The organism is Bradyrhizobium sp. BR 1433 (genome assembly GCF_051547665.1).
GTDB classification, from domain to species: domain Bacteria; phylum Pseudomonadota; class Alphaproteobacteria; order Rhizobiales; family Xanthobacteraceae; genus Bradyrhizobium; species Bradyrhizobium australafricanum.
This window is the reverse complement of the sequence record NZ_JBPUGG010000001.1, coordinates 7,479,438-7,504,466: the sequence shown is the minus strand read 5'-3', so window position 1 is coordinate 7,504,466 and position 25,029 is coordinate 7,479,438. Positions and strand designations below refer to the sequence as shown.

Annotated in this window: 24 protein-coding genes and 3 pseudogenes; 17 read left to right on the top strand and 10 right to left on the bottom strand. The window is 61.4% G+C overall.

Annotated elements, in window-relative coordinates; all coding sequences use genetic code 11:
• The first annotated feature begins 63 nt into the window (after positions 1 to 63).
• Both ACSKB9_RS36215 and ACSKB9_RS36210 read left to right on the top strand, forming a co-directional pair.
• On the top strand, positions 64 to 987 hold the full coding sequence (locus ACSKB9_RS36215; protein ID WP_438079153.1) for a glutathione S-transferase family protein: 924 nt from the start codon (positions 64 to 66) through the stop codon (positions 985 to 987).
• Between the two features lie 213 nt (positions 988 to 1,200).
• Positions 1,201 to 2,235 (top strand): LLM class flavin-dependent oxidoreductase, encoded by a 1,035-nt coding sequence (locus ACSKB9_RS36210; RefSeq protein WP_438079151.1) that lies wholly within the window; start codon positions 1,201 to 1,203, stop codon positions 2,233 to 2,235.
• An 83-nt stretch (positions 2,236 to 2,318) separates the two neighbouring features.
• Here the strand turns inward: ACSKB9_RS36210 and ACSKB9_RS36205 are convergent, their stop codons facing one another.
• The gene (locus ACSKB9_RS36205) at positions 2,319 to 3,890 is read right to left on the bottom strand and encodes a porin (protein ID WP_438079149.1); all 1,572 of its coding nucleotides are present in this window, start codon (positions 3,888 to 3,890) and stop codon (positions 2,319 to 2,321) included.
• A gap of 739 nt (positions 3,891 to 4,629) precedes the next feature.
• On the bottom strand, positions 4,630 to 7,734 hold the full coding sequence (locus ACSKB9_RS36200) for a DEAD/DEAH box helicase (protein ID WP_438080554.1): 3,105 nt from the start codon (positions 7,732 to 7,734) through the stop codon (positions 4,630 to 4,632).
• Positions 7,735 to 8,467: 733 nt separating this feature from the next.
• On the opposite strand from ACSKB9_RS36200, the gene tnpA reads away from it, so the two are divergent.
• The 3 genes and pseudogenes from tnpA to tnpC all read left to right on the top strand — a co-directional run bounded on the left by tnpA (position 8,468) and on the right by tnpC (position 10,898).
• Positions 8,468 to 8,941, top strand: a complete 474-nt coding sequence (tnpA, locus tag ACSKB9_RS36195) for an IS66-like element accessory protein TnpA (RefSeq protein WP_438073869.1) — start codon at positions 8,468 to 8,470, stop codon at positions 8,939 to 8,941.
• Entirely contained in the window at positions 8,922 to 9,275 is a 354-nt protein-coding gene (gene tnpB, locus ACSKB9_RS36190) for an IS66 family insertion sequence element accessory protein TnpB (RefSeq protein WP_438074153.1), read from the top strand. Before tnpA ends, tnpB begins: the two co-directional genes overlap by 20 nt.
• Positions 9,276 to 9,327: 52 nt before the next feature.
• Positions 9,328 to 10,898: pseudogene (gene tnpC / locus ACSKB9_RS36185) on the top strand (IS66 family transposase).
• 220 nt (positions 10,899 to 11,118) lie between these two features.
• Here the strand turns inward: tnpC and ACSKB9_RS36180 are convergent.
• Positions 11,119 to 11,469: a hypothetical protein gene (locus ACSKB9_RS36180; RefSeq protein WP_438080670.1), complete on the bottom strand. Its 351-nt coding sequence runs from the start codon at positions 11,467 to 11,469 to the stop codon at positions 11,119 to 11,121.
• On the opposite strand from ACSKB9_RS36180, the pseudogene ACSKB9_RS36175 reads away from it, so the two are divergent.
• Positions 11,422 to 11,924 (top strand): annotated as a pseudogene (locus ACSKB9_RS36175) (DUF4291 domain-containing protein). The gene ACSKB9_RS36180 and the pseudogene ACSKB9_RS36175 overlap by 48 nt on opposite strands.
• 47 nt (positions 11,925 to 11,971) lie before the next feature.
• Here the strand turns inward: ACSKB9_RS36175 and ACSKB9_RS36170 are convergent.
• Complete coding sequence (locus ACSKB9_RS36170; protein WP_438079147.1) at positions 11,972 to 12,448, bottom strand: hypothetical protein; 477 nt, start codon at positions 12,446 to 12,448, stop codon at positions 11,972 to 11,974.
• A 651-nt stretch (positions 12,449 to 13,099) separates the two neighbouring features.
• Between ACSKB9_RS36170 and ACSKB9_RS36165 the strand changes: the two genes are divergently transcribed.
• Positions 13,100 to 13,678, top strand: a complete 579-nt coding sequence (locus ACSKB9_RS36165; RefSeq protein WP_438079145.1) for a hypothetical protein — start codon at positions 13,100 to 13,102, stop codon at positions 13,676 to 13,678.
• The gene (locus ACSKB9_RS36160) at positions 13,675 to 14,040 is read left to right on the top strand and encodes a hypothetical protein (RefSeq protein WP_438079144.1); all 366 of its coding nucleotides are present in this window, start codon (positions 13,675 to 13,677) and stop codon (positions 14,038 to 14,040) included. Before ACSKB9_RS36165 ends, ACSKB9_RS36160 begins: the two co-directional genes overlap by 4 nt.
• 299 nt (positions 14,041 to 14,339) lie before the next feature.
• On the opposite strand, the gene ACSKB9_RS36155 is transcribed toward ACSKB9_RS36160, so the two are convergent.
• Positions 14,340 to 14,561, bottom strand: coding sequence for a DNA methyltransferase (locus ACSKB9_RS36155; RefSeq protein ID WP_438080552.1), 222 nt, complete (start codon positions 14,559 to 14,561; stop codon positions 14,340 to 14,342).
• 1,182 nt (positions 14,562 to 15,743) lie between these two features.
• Here ACSKB9_RS36155 and ACSKB9_RS36150 point away from each other — a divergent pair.
• The 6 genes from ACSKB9_RS36150 to ACSKB9_RS36125 all read left to right on the top strand — a co-directional run bounded on the left by ACSKB9_RS36150 (position 15,744) and on the right by ACSKB9_RS36125 (position 19,702).
• Positions 15,744 to 16,199, top strand: a complete 456-nt coding sequence (locus tag ACSKB9_RS36150) for an Hsp20 family protein (RefSeq protein WP_438079142.1) — start codon at positions 15,744 to 15,746, stop codon at positions 16,197 to 16,199.
• A gap of 399 nt (positions 16,200 to 16,598) precedes the next feature.
• Entirely contained in the window at positions 16,599 to 16,910 is a 312-nt protein-coding gene (locus ACSKB9_RS36145) for a hypothetical protein (protein WP_438079140.1), read from the top strand.
• A 237-nt stretch (positions 16,911 to 17,147) separates the two neighbouring features.
• Entirely contained in the window at positions 17,148 to 17,357 is a 210-nt protein-coding gene (locus ACSKB9_RS36140) for a hypothetical protein (protein ID WP_283090045.1), read from the top strand.
• 323 nt (positions 17,358 to 17,680) lie between these two features.
• On the top strand, positions 17,681 to 18,061 hold the full coding sequence (locus ACSKB9_RS36135) for a hypothetical protein (protein WP_438079138.1): 381 nt from the start codon (positions 17,681 to 17,683) through the stop codon (positions 18,059 to 18,061).
• A 266-nt stretch (positions 18,062 to 18,327) separates the two neighbouring features.
• Positions 18,328 to 18,537, top strand: coding sequence for a hypothetical protein (locus tag ACSKB9_RS36130; RefSeq protein ID WP_225646023.1), 210 nt, complete (start codon positions 18,328 to 18,330; stop codon positions 18,535 to 18,537).
• 139 nt (positions 18,538 to 18,676) lie between these two features.
• On the top strand, positions 18,677 to 19,702 hold the full coding sequence (locus ACSKB9_RS36125) for a glycosyltransferase family 4 protein (protein ID WP_283090044.1): 1,026 nt from the start codon (positions 18,677 to 18,679) through the stop codon (positions 19,700 to 19,702).
• Here ACSKB9_RS36125 and ACSKB9_RS36120 read toward each other — a convergent pair.
• The 5 genes from ACSKB9_RS36120 to ACSKB9_RS36100 form a co-directional block, all read right to left on the bottom strand.
• Positions 19,678 to 20,718 carry an exonuclease domain-containing protein gene (locus ACSKB9_RS36120; RefSeq protein WP_438079136.1) on the bottom strand — a complete coding sequence of 347 codons (1,041 nt, stop codon included), beginning with the start codon at positions 20,716 to 20,718 and terminating at the stop codon, positions 19,678 to 19,680. The two genes, ACSKB9_RS36125 and ACSKB9_RS36120, sit on opposite strands and share 25 nt — an antisense overlap.
• Positions 20,636 to 21,898 carry a hypothetical protein gene (locus ACSKB9_RS36115; RefSeq protein ID WP_438079134.1) on the bottom strand — a complete coding sequence of 421 codons (1,263 nt, stop codon included), beginning with the start codon at positions 21,896 to 21,898 and terminating at the stop codon, positions 20,636 to 20,638. Before ACSKB9_RS36115 ends, ACSKB9_RS36120 begins: the two co-directional genes overlap by 83 nt.
• A 107-nt stretch (positions 21,899 to 22,005) precedes the next feature.
• Complete coding sequence (locus ACSKB9_RS36110; protein ID WP_346283731.1) at positions 22,006 to 22,188, bottom strand: hypothetical protein; 183 nt, start codon at positions 22,186 to 22,188, stop codon at positions 22,006 to 22,008.
• Between the two features lie 135 nt (positions 22,189 to 22,323).
• Positions 22,324 to 22,638, bottom strand: coding sequence for a hypothetical protein (locus tag ACSKB9_RS36105; RefSeq protein WP_346283730.1), 315 nt, complete (start codon positions 22,636 to 22,638; stop codon positions 22,324 to 22,326).
• Positions 22,639 to 22,969: 331 nt separating this feature from the next.
• Positions 22,970 to 23,182: a hypothetical protein gene (locus tag ACSKB9_RS36100; RefSeq protein ID WP_438079132.1), complete on the bottom strand. Its 213-nt coding sequence runs from the start codon at positions 23,180 to 23,182 to the stop codon at positions 22,970 to 22,972.
• A gap of 168 nt (positions 23,183 to 23,350) precedes the next feature.
• Between ACSKB9_RS36100 and ACSKB9_RS36095 the strand changes: the two genes are divergently transcribed.
• From ACSKB9_RS36095 to ACSKB9_RS36085, 3 genes and pseudogenes are all read left to right on the top strand, one after another.
• On the top strand, positions 23,351 to 23,689 hold the full coding sequence (locus ACSKB9_RS36095; protein WP_438079130.1) for a hypothetical protein: 339 nt from the start codon (positions 23,351 to 23,353) through the stop codon (positions 23,687 to 23,689).
• Positions 23,686 to 24,633, top strand: a complete 948-nt coding sequence (ligD, locus tag ACSKB9_RS36090) for a non-homologous end-joining DNA ligase (RefSeq protein ID WP_283090040.1) — start codon at positions 23,686 to 23,688, stop codon at positions 24,631 to 24,633. The genes ACSKB9_RS36095 and ligD overlap by 4 nt, the downstream gene beginning before the upstream one ends.
• Positions 24,531 to 24,941, top strand: a pseudogene (locus tag ACSKB9_RS36085) (hypothetical protein); the annotation flags it as partial. The gene ligD and the pseudogene ACSKB9_RS36085, both read left to right, overlap by 103 nt.
• Between the last annotated feature and the right edge of the window lie 88 nt (positions 24,942 to 25,029).

Sequence of the window (25,029 nt, the reverse complement as noted above, 5' to 3'; positions counted from 1 at the left end):
CGGAATCTTGTCAGCTTATGCGGCAAGGTCCGTCGAGATCGCACCCTGTCCCGGGAGAAGGCCATGTCGCAGCCCACGCCGATCCTGCACCACTTCGATCAATCGCCGTTCTCCGAGAAGATCCGCATCATCTTCGGATTCAAGAAGCTCGCCTGGAGCTCGGTGCGGATCTCGCGGATCATGCCGCGGCCGGACCTGATGCCGATGACCGGCGGCTATCGCCGCACGCCGACGATGCAGATCGGCGCCGACATCTATTGTGACACCCAGATCATCATCCGCGAGCTGGAGCGGCGCTACCCGACGCCGACGCTATTTCCGGCGGGCAATGCCGGCATGCCCTGGGCGCTCGGCATGTGGACCGACCGGCCGTTCTTCCAGAACACGGTCAACCTCGTGTTCGGATTCATCGGCGACAAGGTCCCGCGGGATTTCATCGAGGATCGCGAGAAGTTGCGCGGCGGCAAGTTCGACGTCGCCGCCATGACCGCGGCGCTGCCGCAGATGCGCGACCAGTTCCGCGCCAATATCGACTGGATCGAGGCGCAACTCGGCGACGACCGGCCGTGGCTGTTCGGCGAGTTCAGCCTCGCGGACGTCAGCGCCTACATGAACGTGTGGTACGCGCGAGAGAGCCTCGCCACGATGGACGAGATCATGACGTCCTTTCCGCGCGTTGCGGCATGGGAGGAGCGCATCCGCGCCATCGGTCACGGCAGGCGCACCGAGATGTCGTCGGCCGACGCGCTCGAGATCGCGGCGAAGGCACGGCCGGAGTCACCTGTGTTCGGCGACCCCACGGACCCGAACGGTCGCAAGCCCGGCGACGTCGTTGCCGTGATGCCGGATGACTACGGCAAGACCCCGGTGCGTGGCGAGATCGTCTCGCTGTCGGCGCAACACATCGCGATCCGCCGGTCGGATGAGCGCGTCGGCGAGGTGGTGGTGCATTTCCCGCGCGCCGGCTTCCTGGTGGTCCCGGGCTGATTGCCGCGGGCTGCTCCATATCGGGCCTGGAAACGCTGCGTTTCGCGGCGTGACCTTGCCGGCCCGCTGAACCGGCAATAGCTGCCGATTATCTCCAACCCAAGGCTCCACAGCGCAGGCTTGCGGATAAATCCGCAACAACCCGACCTTTCGGCCTGCGTGCGATGGGTGGCCCGTGGCGGATGCTCCGCCACGCCGACAACCGGACTGACCATGACGACCTCCGTCGAATTCGGGCTTGATACGTTTGGCGACGTCACCAACGACGCCGCCGGTACGCCGCTGCCCCATGCCCAGGTGATCCGCAACGTCGTCGATGAAGCGGTGCTGGCCGATCAGCTCGGGATCGATTTCATCGGGCTCGGCGAGCACCACCGCGCCGATTTTGCGATCTCCACGCCCGAGACCGTGCTGGCGGCAATCGCCGCACGCACCCAAAACATCCGCCTCAGCTCGGCGGTGACCGTGCTGAGCTCGGACGATCCGATCCGCGTCTTCCAGCGTTTCGCCACGGTCGACGCGGTCTCGAACGGCCGCGCCGAGGTGATCCTCGGCCGCGGCTCCTTCACCGAGTCGTTCCCGCTGTTCGGCTTCGACCTCAGGCAATACAGCGAGCTTTTCGAGGAGAAGCTCGATCTGTTCACCGAACTGCTCAAGCAGGAGCCGGTGACCTGGCAGGGCAAGCTGCGGCCAGCGCTCAAGAGCCAGTCGGTCTATCCGCCGGTCGAGCACGGCCGGCTGAAGACCTGGATCGGCGTCGGCGGCAGTCCCGAATTGGTGGTGCGCGCGGCGCATTACGACCTGCCGCTGATGCTTGCCATCATCGGCGGCGATCCCAAGCGCTTTGCGCCCTATGTCGACCTGCACCAGCGCGCCTACCAGCAGTTCGGCCGCGAACCGAAGCCGATCGGCGTGCACTCGCCGGGCTATGTCGCCGATGCCGACGCGCAGGCACGCGAGGAGCTGTGGCCGGACTACAAGGTCATGCGCGACCGTATCGGCAAGGAGCGCGGCTGGCCGCCGATGGGCCGCGACGAGTTCGTGGCCGAGGCCGAGCACGGCTCGCTCTATGTCGGCGCGCCGGAAACCGTTGCCCGCAAGATCGCGGCGACCGTCAAGGCGCTCGGCGCGGCGCGCTTCCAGCTGAAATACTCGGCGGGCCCGCTGCCGCACGACAAGCTGATGAAGAGCATCGAGCTCTACGGCCGCAAGGTGGTGCCGATGGTGCGCGACATGCTGGCCGCGTGATGCGGCAGAGCCAGCTTCACAAAAGCAAAACCCCCGGCGTTTCCACCGGGGGCTCTGTTAGGTCACAATCAGATCAACCGGTATTACCAGTTGCGCTGAGCGCGGAGCAGCAACATGTAGGTGTTCTGGTCCTTCAGCTCGTACACAGCGGCCGGCTTGCCGATCCCTGCGGCGCCGGGGAAAGTGAGCGTACCGGCAAAGCTCTGGTCCAGACGGGTGTAGGTGAAGTCGGCCGAGAAGGTCAGGTTCTTCACCGGGGTCCACTGGGTCTGCGTACCGATCTGCGCGATGCTGTAGTCGGGGTTGCAGGACGTCAGGTTGGAAGCGGCACTAAAGAAGTTGCTGAGCGAACCACCCACGCCAGTGCCGGTCGGGCCGCAGAGGTAGCCCTTGGCCGTACCGTTGTAGTTAACCTGGGCCCAGGCACCGTAGATGCTGGTGTTCCAGTTCGGGTTCCAGTTGTGCACGTAGGCACCGCGGAAGCCGTAGGTTGTGATCAGCTGCTGCTGACCGCCGGTCACGAAAATCGAGTCCGGCGCGAGGCCGAAGCCGATGCTCTGATAGGCGCCCGGAATGTTGGTGCCACCGAAGATGGTGTTGGCACCAGCCGAACCGGCGAGGTCCTGGATGTTGTAGCGGGTCGCACCGTTGGTGTAGACACCCTGCAAGTTGATGGTGTCGCCAGGTCCGGTCGGGATGTTCTTGATCGACAGAGCCAATTGACCAGCCCAGCCCCACTTGTCGTCCGGATGACCGGTCAACTCGGTGCCGCCATAGTAGGCCACGTGGTTGTTATGCGCAGCGAACGATGCCTGGAACAGACCCCAAGCCTGGTCGACGCGCAGCATCGCGACGAGATCCGGAGCGATCGTGCCAGCGTAGTCGCTGAGGCCGAACGTGTTGGTGTTACCGACAACGCCGAAGGTTGCGGGAGCACCGAGGTTGGCCACACCAGCCTGATAATACTGGGTCTGATCCTGAGCCGACAGAGACAGCGACACGCCGTTGCCGAACTGTGCGGTGTAGGTGAACTGGTTCACACCAGTGATCGTGCCGCCGCCGCCGACGAGACCGTCGTAGCTGTTGCCCGGGTAGTTGGCCCACGGAGCCGAGAACTGCGAGACCGCCTTACCGATGGTGAAGCCCGCGAACTGGATGAAGGCGTAGTAGACGCCGACCGTACCGCCAGCAACTGCGCCAGAGCTGGCGTTGTTCGGAGCCTGAACAGTGCCGATCGGCGAGTAGACGGTCGCGCCGTTGCCCTGACCGGCATAGTTGTCCGTCGTCCAGGAGAACGTCGCATCGAAGAAGGTGCGGACCACGCCGTATTCGGTCGCGGTGCGCGTATCGATGTTCAGGTCTTCACGCGAACGCCAAGTGTAACCGTTGGTGAAGCGGTTGTTCGCACCACCAGCACCCGAGGTGTTGCCGGTGTGGTCCGAGTTGGTGTTCGCCAAGACGTCGACGCGCAGGTAGCCGCCCAGCTTGATACAGGTATCGGTGCCCGGGATGTAGTAGAATCCGGGACCATACAGGGAGCAAACCTTCACGTACTCGACCGCTTTGGCCTTGACGGGAAGATCGGCCGCCTGAGCTCCGCCGACCGCGACGAGAGCCGCCGCCGAGCCGAGGATAAGGCTCTTAACCATCTTCATGTTAAACCTCCAAGTTGCTCTATCTCAGGGAAGGTTCCGGATCCGCCGGGTAAAACACCCTCAGGTTGGTTCCCTTGTCCCTTAAATCCCCGCTTAGTCGCTTCGCGTCTTCGGACACACCCGCATGAACGCGAGGGACTTAAGCGAACCACCTAGAACGGGACGACCTCGGGATGCCCCCCTCCGTCGTAGTTCCATATGAGACAGAAGGCCCCCGATCACGCAACAAAAGACCGCTCGGTTTCGGGCGAGTTGCGGCTGTTTTCGGGCAAATGTTGCACAAATATCACGGGCTTTTGAATTGCGACATTTCCGCAAGCCATTGAAATATAATACGAATATTTCAGTTACCGCTATCGGGCACAAGATTGGGCAACACCGCGCGGAACGGTGTGCAAAACGCGTAGTCCTACCGAGAAAGCGAAAGCCGGAATCGGCTTCGGCAGCGCTGATTCCGGTATCCGGGCACGACATTTCGGCCCAAAACGCCGCGATTTGAACAACATAACCCGCCCTGAATACCGTCGACTTGCGCCTGGAAGGGGGCTTTCCGATGGCTCGGAGCAGGCCGAATGACGGCGGGCGGTTCGCCACGGATGTCCAGTAACGATGCTACATGTCACTGGGATGTCAGCGCGCAGAATCGGTCGATTTGTTCTCCGCAGCTCCGGCGCGCTGAAATATCTCTACTGCGCGCGGCGCACCCGCAAGGCTCGTCTCCGACGGAGCCGCGTCGCCCTCACTCGTCCAAAATGTCCAGGAGATCCTCGATCCGCTCGAAAGGCGGCTCGTGTATGTTGTCCGAATAGAACACGCGATCGCCGTCGCGCTGGAGCGAACGTGCTCTGGATTTGAGCAGCCTCCCGGGAAGGAACGTCGCCGCGACGGCCTCCGGGCCGACATCGAGCCTCACGATTCCTCGCCGCTTGCAATCGATCCTGAGCCTCGCCGCGGCGAAGAAGTCCCGCCCCGCCGACGGCAGCCTGCCGAAGCGGCGCGAGGTCTCTTCCTCGAGATCTTCCAGATCGTCTTCGCTCTGGCACCTCGCGGCACGGCCATAGATTTCAAGCCGCACGGATTCCGATTGCACATAGCTCCTGGGCAGCAAATCCGCGAGCGGAAGGTTGAGATCGGGCACCCACATATCGGCGGACCGGTCGTTGGTCTTCTCCGAGGCTTGCTTGAGAAGGTGGCTGTAGAGCACCGGACCGAAAACCTGCACGTGGCCGGATTGCCGCTCCGAAAGCAGATCCCCGGCGCCTCTGAGGTCGAGATCCCGCTCGCTGATCGCAAAACCGGCGCCCGGTCTGCTGAACTCCTCCAGAACGGCCAAACGCCTCCCGGATTGTTCCGAACTGGATTCGGTCAGCATGTATGCGAAGGCGCGTGTCCCGCCGCGTCCCACCCGGCCTCTGAGCTGGTGGAGCTGTGCCAGACCGAACTTTTCCGGCCAGCAGACCACGATGGTGTTGGCCCGGGGGATGTCGAGACCGCTTTCCACGATGTTGGTCGCAAGGAGGACGTCCGCCTCGCCTTCGACGAAGCTCATCATTCGATCGTCGATTTCGTCGACGGGTAGCTTGCCATGCAGGCAGACGATGCGGAGCTCCGGGGCCATCGACTGCACGCGCGCCAGCATCGGATCCAGATCCTGGATGCGCGGACAGATCAGAAAGCTTTGCCCGTGACGTCGCTGCTCGCGCAGCAATGCTGCGGCGATGGCGGCGTCCGAGAGCGGAGCGATCTTGGTCGCGACCGGAAGCCGATGAACGGGCGGGGATGCGATCACGCTCAGCTCCCTGAATCCCGCAAGGCCCGCCGCAAGTGTGCGCGGAATCGGCGTGGCACTCATCCACAGCGTATGGGCGCCCTTCGCCAGCCCTGAAAGCTTCGCCTTCTCGGCCGCGCCGAAGTGCTGCTCTTCGTCGACAATGACCAGGCTCAGCTTGGCGAACCTCACGTCCTTCGATGCGATCGCCTGCGTGCCGACCACGACCTTCATCTTGCCGCTTCGCAGGCCCTCCTTGGTCTCCTTCATCTCCGGAGCCGACGTCGCCCGCGACAGGCTTCCCACTTCGATGCCAAGCGGAGCAAACCGTTTGCGGAAGGTTGCAACGTGCTGCCTTGCCAGAACAGTCGTCGGCACGACGACGGCGACCTGCTTGCCCGACAGCGCAACGGCCGCCGCCGCGCGCAATGCCACCTCGGTCTTGCCAAACCCGACGTCGCCGCAGACGACCCGATCCATCGGATGACCGGACGCCAGATCATCGAGGACGTCGCGAATTGCCTTCGCCTGGTCGACGGTCGTGAAATACGGAAAGCGCGCGACGAACCGCTCATAGGCGGGACCGGGAGCGACCAGCTTGGGAGCGCGCCGGCGGCGCCGTTGCGCGATGTGTTTGGCAAGCGCCTTGGCGGCAGTCTGGATTTCCCGCTCCGCCTTGCCACGCCGCGTCCACCACGTACTGCCATCGGCCCTGTCCAATGCCAGCTTGCCGAGCTCCGCGGCATACGGCCAGATCAGCGCAAGATCGGCCGGCGGAACGAGGACGGCATCATCCCCCGCGAATGCCAGCCTGATCATCTCGCGCGATGATCCCTTCCCCATATCGAAGGTCTGCAAGCCATCGAGCACGGCCAGCCCGCGCTGCAGATGCACGACGACCGCGCCGCGCTCCGGCACGTCGGGATGATCGAAAGCCGAACTCCAGGCTCTGGCCATGGGCTGCGGATGATGCGCCCTGCTGCCGAGCACGTCGGTCGCCGTCACGACGACGAGCGGCTTGCGCCCTGAGCCGATGAAGCCGGTGTCGAAGTCGGCCAGCAGCGCGCCTTCGCCGCCCCGCCCCTTCGCCGCCTCGTTCCAGTCTGCGAAGCGCTCCGCCTTGATCCCGCTCATTCGCTCCATCGCGCGCAGATCGTCTTCGACCGCCGCGACAAACAGCAGCCGCGATCCGGCGCGCTCGATGTCGGCGACGAATGCGCGAAGAGCTTTCCGCGACGAGGCGACCTTCGAGAAGTCAGGCGTGGCGGTGAAAGCTGCCTTTCGGGGCAGCGAGCTCATCTGTTTGGTCAGCCGTTTCCAGTCAGCGGGCCCCAGATACTCGCGCTCCGCCTCCCTGCGGCCGGCCGCCTCCTTGATCGTGCTCAGCCAGCTATCAGCGTGGCCCGAAACGCCGGCGTCCGCGATCCAGCGCGCGCGCTGACAATAATCCGGCAGCGCCGCCCGCTGTGCCCGCTTGCCGCCCAACGCGATCCGTTCGGACATCGGGTCGATGTGCAGTTCCTCCGCGTCGAACACGACGTCGTGCTCGTTCGGATCGACACCGGCGATTCTGCGGATCACGCCACCGGAATGCTCAATTCTGAACGGCCCCAGCGCGCCCGCGGGAAATACCTCGAACGTCATTCCGTGGAACAGAGCGCTGCCGGGATAATCCGCCTCTTCGTCGAGATCGTATCCCAGAGCTTCCAGACGATCCTTGAGTTCCTGCTCGGAATAGCCCGCCCCCACCTTCAGGCTGATGCTGAGGCGCGCCGAGCTGGCGGGCAACGGCAACCGCTCCATGATCGCCTCGGCCGTCGATACCAGGAAGACCGGGTTCTTGCTCCGGGCGAGGCGCCTCAACACCGAACTGCGCCTGCCGGCGATCTCTCGTGACGGCTCCAGCCCGTCAAAGGGCAAGGTATTCAGCCTCGGGAACACCATCACCTCGAGCGAGGGACCGAGTGAATGCAGCACACTGCCCAGCCGCTCGGCCCTGTTCTCGCTTTCCGCAAGGAAAACGATGCCGTCCCGCCCGGACTTCTTCCATTGCTCGAGAAGATGGAGCGCCAGCATGCCAAGCGGTGAGGAAGACGAGATCCCGGAACGCGCCGATCCCTTGCTTTTCTTCTTCGCGCCAGCAGCAGCGCGGGCCTTCTTGGTATTCGCCACGTCAGATCCGTCGTTATGTCGTGATTACGATCGCCCGTTGACCTGGATCTCCGGGCGACTCGGGGCTTGTCGCCCGCCGCCATGGAAGCGAAAGCGGCACAGATTTCCAGCCAAGCCGGCCCAATCCGCCCGAAATGGCGGCGGGGGCGGCCGGCAAAAAACGATTCCTCTCTTGAAATCAACGGCTTGCTTGCTGGCTGGGGCGGGAGGGATCGAACCTCCGAATGGCGGAATCAAAATCAGCAGGGACGTGCTGAAGTATCAACGACCATTCTGAATTCTGCGCGGTTTTCGGCTCCAATCAGGTCAATAGGTTAGACTGAAATTCAGAATAACTCCCTGGAGCAGGCCTGGGCCGGCGCGGTGTCGCTTTACTCTCTGTCTCAAACAATGGCCGAACGATTAGATCCTCCCTCAATCCTGGAACGGGCTGTTCCGGATCAGCGCCTATTCCTTAGTGATTCAAGATAGGCATCCTTGCGAGCATAGAAACCAGCCCACCCTTCAGGCTCTGGATGCTCTACCGCATACCGCTCGCGATGAGCGGGCTGAAGTGTAAGCGCGAATTTCGTCGCACCTTTTGCTTTTGAGTGCTCTGATGCATGAGGTGTCCACTTAAATAGGTGGACACCTTGTGATGGCAGACGACGATCAGAAACTGCGGGTCAGGCTTGTTGGCCGAAACGGTCGCCGGCGTTACGAGACGACATCGAAGGAGCGTCTTGTGGCGGCCTGCCTTGAGCCTGGCGTTTCGGTCTCGAGACTTGCGCTCGAACACGGGGTCAACGCGAACCTCCTTCGGAAGTGGATCAAGAAGCACACCGCGGCCAGGTCGCTGCCGCCGCCGTCATGCCCGGCGTTCATCCCGGTTCAGCTTGAGGGGACCTCCGAGCGGGCTCTGTCGCGGCAAGGCGGCGTTGCGGCGGTGGATTTTCCGGCGACTTGCGATGAAGTGCGTGGGTCGGAACCCAGGAGATCTCCAGCTTTTTGTTCTCCGGCTAAAGTGAGCGTGTCCTTGCCGAACGGCGTGAAGGTCGCGCTGGAATGCGGCGATGTGGGTGCATTGACGGCGATCATCGGAGCCCTGGGCCATGTTCAGACTGGGCGGTGACCTGCAGGTCTATCTGCACCGTGAGCCGATCGACTTCCGGGTCGGCATCAACAGCCTTGCGGTCCTGGTCCAGGAGACGATGGCGCTCGATCCGTTCGCTCCGGCGGTTTTTGCGTTCTGCAATCGCCGTTGCGACCGGATGAAGCTGCTGTTCTTCGATCGGTCCGGCTTTGTGCTGGTCCTGAAGCGGCTGACCGAGGACAAGTTCCGATGGCCGCGCCGCGAGGCAGCGGTTGTCCGACTTACGACCGAGCAATTGCACTGGATTCTTGACGGCATCGATATTGATGCGATGGTCCGCCATCCGGTGCGGCAATACAAGGTTGCCGGCTGAGCTCTTGAGTTGAGCGGTTGACGCGTCGGTACGGTTCAGATTTAAGAATCCGATGAATCGAACCGGCGATCCGAGTGTTGAGATGCTGTTGGCGCGCATTGCCGCGCTGGAGGCGGAGAATCGTCAGCTCACGGAGCGCGTCGTCAAGCTCGAGGAAGAACTGGCGCTGGCAAGCCTGCATCGTTTTGCGCCGCGCAGCGAAAAGCACGTCGATCGTCTCTTCAATGAAGCCGAGCAGGCCACCGATGAGGATGACGCCGGCAGTGAAACGAACGATATTGCCGAACTTCCGGACACGGGCTTGCCACCCGTCGAAAGCGCGCCGGGAAAGAAGCGCGGCCGCAGGCCGCTGCCGGCCAATCTGCCGCGCGAGCGCGTCGAGTATGACCTGCCCGACGATCAGAAGGCGTGCCCTTGTTGCCGTGGCCAGATGCATCGCATGGGCGAGGCTGTCACCGAGCAACTTCATATCGAGGTGAAGGCGAAGGTTTTACAGAATGTGCGCTTCAAATATGCGTGCCGCCATTGCGATCGCACCGGGATCAACGCCCCTGTCGTGACCGCGCCGATGCCGACGCAGCCGTTGCCGGGCAGCGTTGCCACGGCCTCGACGCTGGCGTTCGCGCTGGTTCACAAATATGTCGATGGCACGCCGCTCTACCGCCTGGCGCAGGCCTTTGAACGCGCAGGTGTTCCTGTCAGCCGCGGCGCTTTGGGCCACTGGGTGATCGGCTCGAGCGAGAAGCATCTGCATCGCATTTATGACGCCCTGAAGCTGCGGCTCAGATCACAACCTCTCATCCATGGCGACGAGACGACGGTTCAGGTCCTCAAGGAGAAGGGCCGGGAGGCCACCAGCACCTCGTACATGTGGGCCTATCGCAGCGGCAAGGGCAGTCACGAGCCGATCGTTCTTCTGGATTATCAGCCAGGCCGCGGCCAACTCCACCCGCAAGCCTTCCTCGGCGATTACCGCGGCATTGTGATGAGCGACGGCTATACCGCATGGCGCACGCTGGAAGGGGCTACCCACATTGGATGCATGGCCCACTCCCGGCGGCGCTTTGTCGATGCACTCAAAGCAAGAAGAAGGGTGGCGGGCCGCCAGAACAAGCGCTGCGGTTCTTCGAACAGCTCTACCGGGTTGAAAGGCAGGAGCAGGACGAGAAACCGGAGAAGGGTGAAACACAGGCCGACTGCATTCGCCGCTTCCGCCAGCAACACAGCATTCCCGTCCTGAACGCCCTCAAGGGATGGCTCGATGACATGGCCCCGAAGGTCTTGCCTGACAGCAAGCTCGGCGACGCCGTGTCCTACACCCGCAACCAATGGGACTATCTGACGCGTTACACCGAAGATGGCAGGATGCCGATCGACAATAATCTTCTGGAGCGCGACATCAGGGTTTTTGCAACTGGCCGAAAGTGCTGGCTGTTCAGCGACACCGTCGACGGAGCCAGGGCCAGTGCCGTTGTCTACAGTCTGATGCTGACCTGCCGCGCCTCACGCGTCGAGCCGTTAGCATGGCTGCGCCACGTGCTCACCGAGTTGCCTCAGCGCGCGGTCGATGCAGATATCGACGACCTGATGCCCTTCAACTTCGCAAAATCTGCCACGGCCTGAAATCGCCAGGCACCGTCTTCGATACCGAAGGCGAGCCGTCAACACCGCCGGCCTCAGCGTGCCGCGAAACTCGCGCTTACGCTGAAGTCGTCGATACCATTCATCGAACTTTCGCCAATAATCTTCGCCTTCCCCCATGCGCCAGCCCGCGGAGCCGAGCGGTATTGTCGGGAAGGCGGACCATGGCGGTTGCATACTGGCAAGTTCCTAGGCAACAAAACTACGGCGTAAATTTTTCGCAGATTTCCAATGATTCCGCATCAACAAACAGCTTAGATCGAGCATATAGACCGACGTAATAATGCTCTCTCGGTAGTTGCGCTTCTGTGCCCGGACGCACCTCTTCGCCGGGCAACAACGCTCCGGGATCTACACCGATTCTGATCGTCCCTCGGTGCGCATCGTAGAAGCTTCCGAGGACTATTCCGGTCACTGGCCCTTTGAAGCGAACGAAGAAGTTCCCATCTTCCATCGCGCGCACATTGAAGTCGGGAGCGCCATTTAGCCCCACACTATCTGATCCATGATGCACATACCGAAATGCGAAGTTCGCGCCGTCTACGACGAACACACGATACGTGTCTATCAAGCCTACAACGACGAAATTGCAGACACAGCTCTAACTCGCGGCACATTCGTTTCACCTCCCTTCAAGATGGGCCGGATGACATGGATAAAACCGTCATTTCTTTGGATGATGTACCGCGCCGGATGGGGGTATAAAGAGGCCGGTCAACGTCGGATTCTAGCGATCGACATCACCCGAGAAGGGTTTCAATGGGCTTTGGAAGCTGCCCTAGTCACCCCGAGCCCTCGATGAGCAAAGACGACTGGGATAGCCTAAAGGCCGGTGCGCCGGTACGCATTCAGTGGGACCCCGAGCGCGATCTTCATCTTCGAGCGCTACCTTATCGCACCGTACAGATTGGCATTGGCAAAGACGCAGTTCCTTTTTTTGTCAATCAGTGGATCAAGTCGATCACAGATGTTAGGATCTGGCTCACTCAATCCACAATCTGGTTATGAAGGGTCGACTGGATCAGGCTCAAGCAAACCTTCCTGTTGAGCGTCCCTTACAACACGGTCGATTCCTCCGATAGGATTTGCGCACCAGATGCCAACAATATCTGCTTAAAGGCACTGATCCGCGGCGGAACACCTGTCACTTCTAAGACGACTAGCACTTCGTTTCCTGATCGCTCATAGCCCCACCACTTCCAGTCGCGTTCACGTATGGCCTCTAGCCATGAGCCAAACTCCCAAGGAAGCTCGTCCCATTGCCCGCGTGGCGTGCGAGCCATAGCCACACGCGCCTCCTCCTCCGTAATCATAGAGGAGGACAACCATTTCGGCAGCGTGGTCTTCCAGTAATCATCATTTGGCCAACTGTCGTAGTTGTAAGCGACTATGCTTTGGATGACGTCGATAACGCGAATCCAGACGTCGTCCGGACTAAGACCAAGATCGATCTTAAAGCTCCATCTTGCATCGGGCAAAGTTGGGCCGAGCCCCGTGTGATTGACCCGATCAATTTCCGCCTGGTCTGACACTTCTACCGGTCCCTTGAAAAATTGAGTCCAAAAGTTGCTGAAACTGCCCTTGCCGTAAACCGAACTGACCAGGATAGGGATCCCTGCTGATTATTGGTGCGCCAGGATACGTCTTTGCCAAATTCTCCGGGACCGCTGTATTTCTCAATTGATCCAAGAACCTCGCATCGACGTCGAATGACTTCAATTGCGCATCTGGGAGGCCTTGTGCCGCCTTCCTAGAAAGATAGCTTGTAGCACGACTTTCCTGACCGAAATTCAACCAAATTGTCCGGTTACCGGGCGTAAGCGACACTCTCCCAGCCTCGTCGATGGTTAAACATTGATGTCAGGCCAGCCGAAGCCCGGATTCCATCGGGCTCCTGCGGCGAAACTGACGCCGGTGTTCAGCGCAACGTACACGCCGTCGGACGCAAACCCCACGACGTCAGGCAATCCGTCGCCATTCACATCCGCAAGCATGCGCGGGTAGCCGCGCCGCGACCCTGAACGGCCTATTCGACGAGTGGATGGACGCTCGAAAGGGCTCCCCGTGTCGAGCGAGGCTGCCCGCGGATCGGAACGATCGATTGGCTCTTTCAGGAATATAAGCAAAGTCGCGCCTATCTCGAAAAGGTCAAACCACGATCGCGCCGGAATTACGAATGGAATATGCGCGAGATTTGCGACACGCTCACCAAGCGAGGCGATCGCATCGGCGGCCGGCCGATCAAGTCCGTCTCGCCACTGGGCGCGGACAAGCTGTACGACGCTTTCGTCAAGGGCGGAAAAGGCAACCGTCTGCGGACCGCTGAAAAATTGGTCGTGCTCTGTCGTAAGGCCTGGCGTGTCGTTCATCGGATCCACCCGGCCGAGTTTCCAGCCGATGTCCCGAACCCATGGCTGGGCGTCACGATGGCGACCCGCGTCAAGCTGATCAAGCACGCCGTCACGCGGGAACAGGCCTACAAATTCGCCCACGGCTGCGTGGAGCGTGGCGAGCCGGAGTGCGGCGTTACCGCGGTTATCTGTTTCGAATGGCTGCAACGCCCGGAGAACGTGATCGCCGGCCACATCAAATGGACGGGCCATCGGACCGGATCAAAGCCGACGATACGGATCGAGCACCATAAAACCGGGGCCGTAATCGACCACCCGCTGGAAGAGCGCCTGGCATCAGGCGAGATAGTCAGGTTCTATGAGGAGGCCGAAGGCGTGCTCGCGAAGCTCCCCGCCGCGGCGTACCGATGATCCTGAGAGAAGTCAAAAACGGGGTCGCGAAGCCATACTCGTTCTCCGGCATGCAGAAGATTGTCCAGCGCATGAGGAAGGAGATCGGCTTGCCAAAGGAGTTCACTTTGGACGCCTGCCGGCACGGCGGCATGACTGAGCTTGAGGAGGCGGAACTGACGGAAGGACAGGGTCGCGCCTTATCGGCCCACCGTACCCGGGAGAGCTATGCCGGGTATGCCAAGCGGACCGAGGCCCGGATGCTGTCTGCGACTCGGAAGCGCCATGCGCATCTGCTGGCGAACCAAGCGGCAACAGACGTTCAGAATGCGGTTGCGGACTGCGTTCAGAATACAGAACAAGAACAATCAAAAACCGCATGATAAATCAATGCGATAGAATGGCTGGGGCGGGAGGGATCGAACCTCCGAATGGCGGAATCAAAATCAGCTTGATTATTCAACGATTTCAAGGCGCATTTGGAAAAAGTATCACGAACGCGCTCCAGTAAATTCAATAGCTTGGCAATCGTTTCCAAATGAAGAAGCCCGTCCGCGTGCAGCGCGGCCCCCGATGCGACCGCGCGGCAAGCTTAGGACGCGCCGACTGGCAAGTGAACTTCCGAAACAACCAATGAGTAGGTGAGATTGACGGCGCATAGCCAAATCGCACGGCCGTCGTACTAGGTGATGGAGCGTCGAGGGAAAGTCCATGCTCCGCTACGAAGGATCCAACGTTTGCACATCCCTCGGGACGGCAGATTGCAAGCTGTCGGTTGTTCGAGATCGCTAGCGCCTTTCAGCACCTCACCTTCCAGCTGCTTCATCAAACGAAGCGCCACATAAAGAAAGTTGCCCGTCCCGCACACCGGATCGAGCACCCAAACGCTAGACAAGCGTTTCAGAAAATCTCCAACTTCCTAATTGTGTTCGACTTTGATCCAGATCGCAGTGCTCTTTCGGCGGATGCTTGCGCCGGCAATCCAGCCCTCGGTCAACGGCTCCAAGGGACCCGCACAGATCGAGAAAGATGGCCACTTTGCTGAGAAGCTGACCAAAGAACAAGCTGAGATCGTAGCGAAGGAGCTGAGGAACCGAATTCGCGCGGCGGAGGTTGGGGCCGGCCGGCAGCATTCGCAATGCGTCAAGGCCGCTCTAAACGCACGTGCGTTGCAGAGGTTTGCACGGGGTGAAATAACCCACGTTAATCCCCGTGATAATGCTGCCACTGTTTCCCGGCGGCGCGCCGCGGCGCTCCGGTTAGCGCTTGTCTCCTCATCGGATTCGGAGTGCGATCGAACTGACCACTCTCGTAACGAGAGACTGGTCATCGCGGCCTCAGCAATTGCCCTAGGACCTCCAAGGTTTGCTGAGGCCGCCTCGTTTGGATTCGCAAATCCAGCACTAGGTACGTATCGTGCTTGCATGCCCAAATTCGAGTTCCGCCTGCAGACCGTGGGAAAGGTGCCCGGCCGGCCCGCAGTGATTCCACGAGATCACGTACGACGGCTATCGCCTGCGCCTCGAGCGTGCTGTCCAAGTCAGTTCGCCCTTCGGACCGCAGGCGACCACGAACCGTCGATAAGATCCGAGCGCAGGCAAACGCCGCAGGTGTCAGGGCTACTTTGCGTCTTGTGCGCTACGAGATGGATAGTCCGCGCGGCGTAATTCGGGAAAATCCGCTGGAGAGAAAAGTCTGAGGCTGCGCGGACAAAGAAGCGGCCCCAGCGACCGTGGAAGCTGGGGCCAAGTTTGTAGCTGGGCGTCTAGGTGCCGGTAGCGGTGCGGCACCGAACAAGGCGACCAATGCCAGTGGATGCGCTTCGTTCCTATGGAAAAAAGGCCCTGACGCATCCGGCGCTGCACCGACGGACGCGCTGTCCTGAACGGCGCAAAGGCCGATTATCCGCTGTGCATTTTTTTTGCTTGGACGTTCTTGACACCGCCAAATCGCGTTCTAATTCCATCTCCGCGCACGTCATCCGTTAAGGGTGCCGGCGCCCTGGACGCCAAACGGGTCCAGGCAAACGGGCACCGGTCGTGTCCGGTGCTTCTCATACCCATCTTGCTCTCTGGAGGATTTGGCTATGCGCACATATGACTTCTCTCCCCTGTTCCGGTCGACAATTGGATTCGATCGCCTCTTCGACCTGGCCGAAACGGCCCAGCGAGCCACCGAAGACAACTACCCGCCCTACAATATCGAACGACTTTCGGATGACCGCTACCAGATCGCGCTCGCGGTCGCCGGCTTCTCGCCGGACGAGATCTCGGTTACCGCCGAGCAGAACGTCCTGACGATCGAAGGCAACAAGGTCGAAAAAGCTGACCGGGATTACCTCTATCAAGGCATCTCGACCCGCCGATTCAGACGGCAATTTAGCCTGGCCGACCATGTTCTGGTGAAGGATGCCGCGTTTGACAACGGTCTACTCAAGATCGAGCTGGCCCGCGAAATTCCGGAAGCCATGAAGCCGCGGCGGATCGCAATCAACGCAACGCAGCCGAGCCGGCCACAACAGCTCGAGTCCTCTGCAGCCTGACAGCCGCGAAGCCGCATCCGGATCTGCCGCACGCGGCTTCAGTCACTCAATTCTCGTCTTGGAACGGAGGCAAACATGCGGCCGACGACCGCGAACGTCATTTCCTTGAACACATCTGACCGCAAAGAGGCGCGGTTTAATCATCCCCGAGATGTCCTGGCGGATCTGTCCCTGACCACGGAAGAAAAACGCGCTCTCTTGGCGTCATGGGCGTCTGATGCTGCCGCGATTCCGTGCCGCCCAGACTTTCGGGCACCTCGGGATTTACGGTCACCGGTGAAGCTCGAGGCTATTCTCGACGCCCTATGCCGTCTCGACAGCGATCCTCATCATCCGCCGGGAGGTAGACCCCGTCGTCTTCGCTCAACCGCGCGTCCGCTCGCCGCTTAGGAGGGTGACATGAACGACATCAACCTTCCGAAACACATAGTGGACAGGATCGAAGCCCGCTGGTGCGCCCGGCAGGTCTCGACAAAAGAAAAGCGCGAGATCGTCGACCGCCAGCTCGAACTGCTTCGGGCGCATCGCAACAACATCCAGCGGTATCGATGGCTACTCAGCACACAGCTGAGCGACCTCGAGCGCAACTTTATCGAACGACGTCTGTCCGAGGAATCGTCGGCGATGGAAAATCTGGCGGCTGACATTCCCCTTCTCGTTCATGAACAACCACTCGGCACGGCCAGTCGATCGGAAGGTGCCTCACCATGAGCACGACGAAATTTCTGATACGTGGAAGCCAGAAGGTTATTAGTCACTATCAGTTTTTGTTGGACACGGCCCAATCGGAACAGGAGCGGAACACGTTCGCGAAACGGATCGAGGAAGAGAAGCGGAACCTGGAACGGCTGCAGGCTGATCTCGCTCGGCCAGCCCAAGCGGCCTGATCAGTACCGTTCAAGGCAACGTGGACGGCAAGGCTTAGACGGCATGAGGACGCCAATATCGGTGAAGGACCTGGAGCTGATCGCGCTGCGCGAGATTCGCAGTTTTCCCGGCGGTGAATATGTGTGCCATGTGGAAGTTATTCCATCGAGCGCGGATTGGAGACTTCATGCGACGGTCAGGGACGGCGCCGATCTCAACCGAATCCAGCACGCCGCGGGAGCCACGACGTTTAGATTGAAGCAACGGTATCAACTAAGAACCGATTGGTGACGACTTCAACGGGCCGACAAAGGCCGCCTCAATTCACTCTGAAGAAGTGGCCCCAGCATCCGGATCATGCTGGGGCCAAGCCAAATCGCCGAGCCGCGTGCCGTATCGGTTTTGCCCTTGGCCAGCACCGGCACCGTCGAATGGGCGCCGCGCATGGACCCAACACGCCGCTTCCCGGATCGGTCCGGGCGCTTGGGGATGCTCGCCCCTGCGGTCACGTGAGTAATAGAACATCGTGCTTGTTTCCACTACGGCGGGCGCCGTCGGCGGCGCTGCGACGGGCGGGGTCATCGGCGCGCTAACCCAGGCGGGCGTGCCCGAAGATGAAGCCTCGCGATACGACGAAGGCGTTCGTCGCGGCGGCACGCTCGTCTCCGCGCGCGTCAACGAGCAGGATCGCTTGCGAACCGAGGCTGCGCGCCGCCCTTTCGGGATCGGCTGCGACCGCAGCTCCCCTCAGCCCCTCCGGAGCGAGCTCGCCCGAACTCTCCGGCATTCGCCAGGTCCGGCTCGTCTGCAACGAGTACGGTCGCTGCTTCCGCAGCCATGGTCCCCGCTACGTCCAGCGCTATTACGGCGATGACGGCTATGTGGCGCGCCGGAGCTACGGTTCCTACGGCGGACCCGCCTACTATGATCGCGGCTATGGTTATTACGACAGCGGCCCCGGCGTCGGCTTCAGCTTTGGCACCCGCGGCCGATAGCCGCTACACAGGGGCCGCTCCTTCGGAGCGGCCTTTGCAGTAGCGGTGTGGCGGTCCGACCTCGACAAGAGATGACGTCTTGAGGAAGCAGCGCGAATTCTTCGTCGGCGTGAATCCTAACCACAGGGTCGGCATCCTGGGGAGCACTCGAGGTCTGCGCCACAGAGCGTCCGACTAAGTTACTAGGCGCGAGTGTCAGGAAAAACTGGAAACATCGGCCCGAGCGCGAGTTGGCTTCACAGTATTTTTCTTGCTGGAGCCGATACATGGTCGACGACGTGCCGCTCAGAAGCGTGGTGGATACGGTTTGGTGCCTCTATCGGGCAAAACATCGCGATGTCGACATTGCGGACAGCCGTCGTTGTCTGCTGGAGCGTCACCTTCAAGGGAGATGGGAAGCGAACGTGAGCGAAGCCGATGAACTCACTGGATTCGGCCTGGCTTATCTCGACCGTCTTCCCAAGGACGAATGTTGAGGCTGATGGAGGAGTTCGTCAGGTACGCGGTGATCGGCAGCGCAAGACCGGAGTGGACGCTGCTGGTCATTGCTGAACTCGCTTCAGCGGCCATCGTCTTACTCCTCGGAGCGATGCTTCCTATCTAACGGATCCATTGATGCGCATCGCTCAACTTGCTCCCCTCGCTGAAAGTGTGCCCCCGAAGCTCTACGGAGGCACCGAGCGCGTGGTGGCGTGGTTGGTTGACGAACTGGTCGGGCTCGGACACGACGTCACGCTGTTTGCAAGTGGAGATTCCAGGACGAAGGGCAAGTTGCATCCCGTATGGCCGCGCGCCCTGCGCCTAGGACGTAAGGGCGTCGATCCCAGTGCAGCCTGTGCCATGCTCCTGGAATCCGTTGCGCGACGCGCGAAGGACTTTGATGTGATCCACGCTCACATCGATTGGCTGCCGCTTCCGCTGCTTGGCCGGCTCTCCGTGCCCTTCCTGACCACAATGCATGGCAGGTTGGACCTCCCGGGCCTTCCTGACGTTGTGCGCCAATTTCCGGACGCGGGGTTCGTCTCGATCTCTGAACATCAGCGGCTGCCGCTTCCAGGGGCGAACTGGATCGCGACAATTCAGCACGGGCTGCCATCGCATCTCTTCAACCCGTCGAATGAGCAGGGATCCTATCTCGCGTTTCTCGGCCGCTTCACCGCGGAGAAAGGTCCCGAAGATGCAATCCGAATCGCACAGGCGGCTGGAAAGCCGCTGCGAATCGCGGCCAAGATTCCTCGCGGTGAGACCCGATACTTCAAGAAAACCATTGAACCGCTGATCGATGGCCGAGCGGTTCACCTGGTGGGGGAAGTCGATGAGGCAAAAAAGCAACCTTTTCTGGCCAACGCGGCGGCCCTCCTGTTTCCGATTGATTGGCCCGAGCCGTTTGGTCTCGTCATGATCGAGGCCATGGCTTGCGGAACGCCCGTGATCGCCTACCGATCCGGCTCCGTGCCGGAAGTTGTAGAGGACGGTGTAACGGGCTTCATCGTCGAGAATGTAGACCAGGCGACAAGAGCGGTGGCCGAGCTCGGTCGGTTGGATCGGAAGAGGATACGCGCCCGGTTCGAGGCGCGCTTCTCCGCGAGCCGGATGGCGAGAGAGTACGAGCAAGCCTACCGCGGCCTAATCGCCACCTGAAGGGCCCCCCTTTCACCTGCCCTGAGTGCGGTTAAGCGGCCACTTCCACCGACGGCGCCGGGGGTCTCCGCGGCGCGCTTGCGATTTATCAGGTTCAGTAGCCTGGCAGCGGCGCGGGCGTCGCACAGCGCGCGATGGTGATCCTCGAGCTCGATGCCGTAGATCGCGCAGAGCTTGCCGAGAGCATAAGATTTGTGTCCAGGATATCTGCGACGCATGCCAGCGCAAGTACAAAGCTTCGGAAAGCGGAAGCGCCGCTCCAGCCGTTCGTATTCGTACGATAGAAAACCATAATCAAAGTTCACGTTGTGGGCGACGAAGATGCCGTCGCCCATGAACGTCATGAAGCTGTCCGCGATGTCGGAGAACAAGGGCGCGTCTCGAACCATCTCGTTCGTGATGCCGGTCAGTTGCACAATCCTAGCCGGGATCGACCGCTGCGGGTTCACCAGTGAATGCCACTCGTCGACGACTTCATGATTCTGGACCTTCACTGCGCCTATTTCGGTGATGCGGTCGCCCGATGACCACGCGCCGGTAGTCTCGATGTCGACGATGACATAGTCCTGCTCCGGATCGAACCGGTAGTCCACGCGGCCGATTTCGGTCGGGATCCCGGCATGTGCGAGCTGGCGAAGACGCGTGAGCTGGTTGCGCCGTATGGCGTCGCCTTCGGCCTTTACCTCCACGAACGTGACCTTGCCGTCGCGGACGTGCATCAGGTCGGGAAACCCGTCCCGCATGCCACGAAAGTCGTCACACATCGTTCGGAGGATTTCGGCAAGGCCGGACGCGCTTGTGCCCTCGAACAAGACCCGCAGCGCCGCCATCTGGACGTGGTCCCAGGAGAAGATGCCGTTGAGACGCCCCCATCTGGCGGCAACGGTGCGGAGAACGATCGGCAACCCACCGCCGGATCCGAGCGCCATGAGCTTAGCATCGATCTGCGTGGCAAACCGCTTGCGGAACGTGCGATCGCGCAGGCAGTGCGGGATCCAGTCGAACCCACTGGTCATCTGGCCGGACTCGAAAAGCTCGTCCCAAAAAGAAGTCCAAACAGCGAAAGCCAGAGCGTGTTCTCGGCAAAGAACACTTGTCCGCCCTGACGCCGCAGCACTCCGGCCACGCCCGCCTCGGGATTTCCGCGATGCGTGTCGTCAACCGTGATCGTGCGTCCCGCCCGCAGAAGGTCGGTGCACAACCCGGTCCGTCGTCCCCGAACTTGCGGGCGTAGAAGTCGCCGGCGAACAGATGCTCGTCGTCGCTCTCCGGATCGTCGATCATCTGCCGCAGCAGATCCTCCGTCGCAGACTTGTCGCCCCGCGCATGCAGGAGCCGGACGAGGCGCTCTCGGCATTCGGCGGAGCCGCCAAAGCGGTAGAGTCGCTCTGCGAGATCCTTGTCGCCCTGCCTTTCAAAGAACTGCCCAACCTGGCAGGCCGCACGGCCCGCAAGGTCCGTGGCATATTCGGTCGTCCGTTCCGGTCCCTCTAGGATGTCTACAGCAGCCTTCTCGCATATCTCGGCGGAGCGGATTTCGATGCGGTCCAGCACCTGACTGTAGTGGAAGCACGCATGCGCCTCTTTGGCATCGGCGAAGCGTGCGCTGAACGAAGTTTCCCGATTAGTCCGCAGCACACCGAGGTCGCGAAGCGCGAAGTTCTTCAAATTCTCGGCGGTCTTCCCAAAATACAAGTAAAGCAGGAACTCGATCGGTCGGGTATCGGCCAGCGCGACGAAGCTCTCGCCGCCGCAATGTTCGACCGCTACGGCAAAGGGAATCCGAGCGACGAAGAAGTCGACGAAGACCTGCTTCGACCATGACGCCCGGACCTCGGACCCGAAGCCGGCAGCGCGGGCCCCGTCAAGAAGCGCAACCTTCGTGAGGCACGCGACGAAAGCCGAATAGTCCTGGCTTGCCAGCGCGCGGACGTGGCCGCAGTCCATGAGCGCGTCGGTCGCGGCCTGGATGTCGGAGATCTCGGCGTATCTGAACAGCGCGCGATTAAAGATCGCGCCGCGTCGGTTGACCATACGGATCAGAAGGCATTGCGCGTCGTGCGATAGGCCATAGAAGCACGCGACAAATGCGCGATGCTCCTCAGTCAAGATTTCGCCGTAAGTCCTCTCTGCAAACTGCAGCATCTCGACGAAATGATCGCGATAGTAATACGTCGGTAGGACGGGAAGCGTCATCCGGGGACCTAATCTTCTGGCTCCGCATCGTCGCTATCGCGTGCAGGCACCGTTCCTTTTTTGTTCTAGCGCGCGAGTTTGTCAAGCGGCCCGCGGTCTGGAAGCGTTCAACGGGTTCCACCAACGCGTGCACGCTTGAGGGCGGCCTCCAAGCGCGAGCTCTCCTTTTTCCAGCGCTCGTCGTCGACCCGAAGCTTATTTTCCAGCACGTCGATCTGAGCGCGGATCTGGGCTACGCGCCCCTCGTGTCGTTCGCGCGCTACATCCAACGTCAGCTGCGCTTTCTCCATCGCCAGTTGCCTGCGCTTGCGCAGTCGGTCGCGCGCGGCCTGCTCCTTTGCTCGCTGGCGATCTCGGTGCCGCTCCCCAAGCTCATAGGCCGCTGCAACCTTGCGTTCCGCCGCCGGATCGGACTGTCGCTTGGGTCAAGTAGCTTGGGGCCGCTTGCCGGCCTTCGCCTTCGCGGTCTTTTTGGACGCATTTTCCACCTCCATCTCGGTCGGGAGATCCGCACGCTCCCTGAAGGCGCCGCGCGATCCGACCGGGCGCTTCAGGACGAGGCCCGGCGCAGCCATCATCGCCGCGACGATGTCCGGATCGTCGGTCTCTTTGGCCGCTCCCTGATGGAAGAGGTTGCTGTCGGCTCCCCAAGCCACCAAGGCGGCTTTCATCGACCGTGCAGCGATCGCCTGGTCGAAGAATCCCAGCGAGGTCACGAAGGTTTTCAGCTTTCTGGCCATCTGCTTCAGCGTATCATGTCTGAGGCGCCGGACGGAAAATCCACTCACGCCACATCGCCAGAAGCGCCGCCATGATAACCGGCCCGACAAATCGTCCGATCAGGCCAAACGCGGCTAGGCCGCCGAAGATTCCGATAAAGGCCAGCAGGAACGGGAGCCTTGCAGCGCCGCCGACGCCGACGGCCCTGCCATGACTCGGCGCGAAACACGACCCTGGCGCTCTTGCGCGCGCCCGGGGCGAGCGGCAGCGGCTTCCGTATCTCAGCGCGAGCGGTCACAGCTTTGGATTTCTTCGCGCCTGCTTTCGTAGCATCTACCATGGGCGGCGCATCTAACGCGGACCTTTAGCGTGGCGCGGCGCACGGTCGGCAGAAGAAACGGGCGATGACACCGAGCGCTTGCGCCGGCGAATGCGGACCACGAGGACTTCGCCGGCAATGGACACGGGCCTACCGCCGCGCTTGCTGCGCCAAGCAGCCGCGTCGGCCTCCAGGCTGGGGGATCCGGCGGCCTCCCCGCCGCGGTCTTCGATGGTGGCGCGCATCTCGTCTCCCTTCCCCATTGCCCGCCGCATAAAACCGGCAGAAGTGCCCTATGTTCCAGCGTCCGGAACGTCCGGACGTCGTCGCAGTTAGCTCGGCAAGGAGACGTCCGCGCATGAGCCTGCGACGGTCGATCGAAGGTCTTGGACCCTAACCCTTCGCTGCTGCTCTTGGCGCTTCCGATCGCGACGGTCGAGCCGCTGAAGCTTGCTGCCGTGGCGCTGGCGGGCAAGGGTCACTGGATCACCGGCACGGCGATGATTGCAGCCTGCTACGCCTTCAGCCTCCTGATCGTCGAGAGGCTGTTTGTCATCGTGAAGCCGAAGCTCTTGAGCATTTCCTGGTTCGCAAGGCTGTGGGAAGGATTCATCTCCGTCCGGGTCCGGGCCCGCTTGTGGCGGGTCCTCAAGCATTGTATCGGACTTCGCCCTGACCGAGGTTCTTCCGCGCCCTCCCCACGGCCTTGGCACACCGAGCCGTTCTCCGACCGACGGTATCCCCGGAGATGAGCCGCAAGTCGACACTGCCAAAGCGCCTACAGCCGATGCTGGCCAGTTTGACCGAGGCGCCCTTTGACGATCCCGGCTGGGTGTTCGAGGACAAGTATGACGGCTTCCGGATGGTCTCGGATATCCGCCGCGGCAAGGTCGCGCTTTACAGCCGCAACGGCAAGATCATCAGCCACTCCTACATCGAGGTCGCGAAAGCGCTCGAAGGCGTGAGGCGCGACGCGGTCATCGATGGAGAACTCGTCGCCATCGGCCACGACGGCGTCTCGCATTTCCAACTGCTGCAGAATGCGCTGCGCCACGAAGCCAAGCTGTTGTACTGCGCATTCGACCTTATGTTCGCGGACGGCGAAGACCTGCGCGAACTGCCATTGATCGAACGCAAGAAGCGGCTCAAGACCATCCTGCCACGCCACAAGCTGATCGCGTTCAGCAAACACCGGAAAGGCAGCGGAAAGAAGTTTTTCGCCGAAGCCGAGCGCAGACACCTCGAAGGCATCATGGCCAAGCGCGCCGACAGCCCTTATGTGTCCGGCAGCCGTACGGCAGACTGGCTGAAGGTAAAGACTGCGCAGCGGCAGGAGGTCGTGATCGCAGGCTTTACGGCGCCGCGCCGCACGCGGCCGTACTTCGGCGCGCTCGTTCTTGCGGTGCAGGAGGACGGAGCGTGGAGGTACATCGGACACGTCGGCACCGGCTTCAACCACCAGATGCTCGAGGAGCTCCATGGCAAGCTCGTGAAGCTGAAAGCCGCCAAATCGCCCTTTCCCGCCAAGGTGAAGAACGAGGCCGTCACGACTTGGGTCCGGCCGTCCTTGGTCGCCGAGGTGAAGTTCGCGGAGTGGACGAGCAAAGGCGAGCTCCGCCAGCCGGTCTATCTCGGGCTTCGCGCCGACAAGATGGCGAACGACGTCGTGCGCGAACGGCCGCGGGCAAGAAGATAGCTGCCGAAGGCCGCCGCGGTCCGCAGCGCGGAACCAAATGCGAATCCAACCTTCTCCTATCGAGGACTTTGATCGTTGCGCTATCCGGCAAGGACGCGAAGAACGTTGCGGAAGGCAAGGACCGTGAGATTCTGGACCGGACGGCCTTCGTCGGACGGCCTACGCTAGCGACGCGACGCCGGGCTACCGCCGCAAGCGCACCGACACGTCGTTCTCCTACTACGACAAGGACGGCATGCGCGTCACTGACAAGGCTGTTCCGCCGCATCAAGTCCATCGGCATCCCTCCAGCGTACGAATTCGTCTGGATCCGTTCCACTTCCAACGGCCACATACAGGCGACCGGTCTCGACGCGCGCCAAACGCAAGCAATACCGGTACCATCCGAAATGGCGC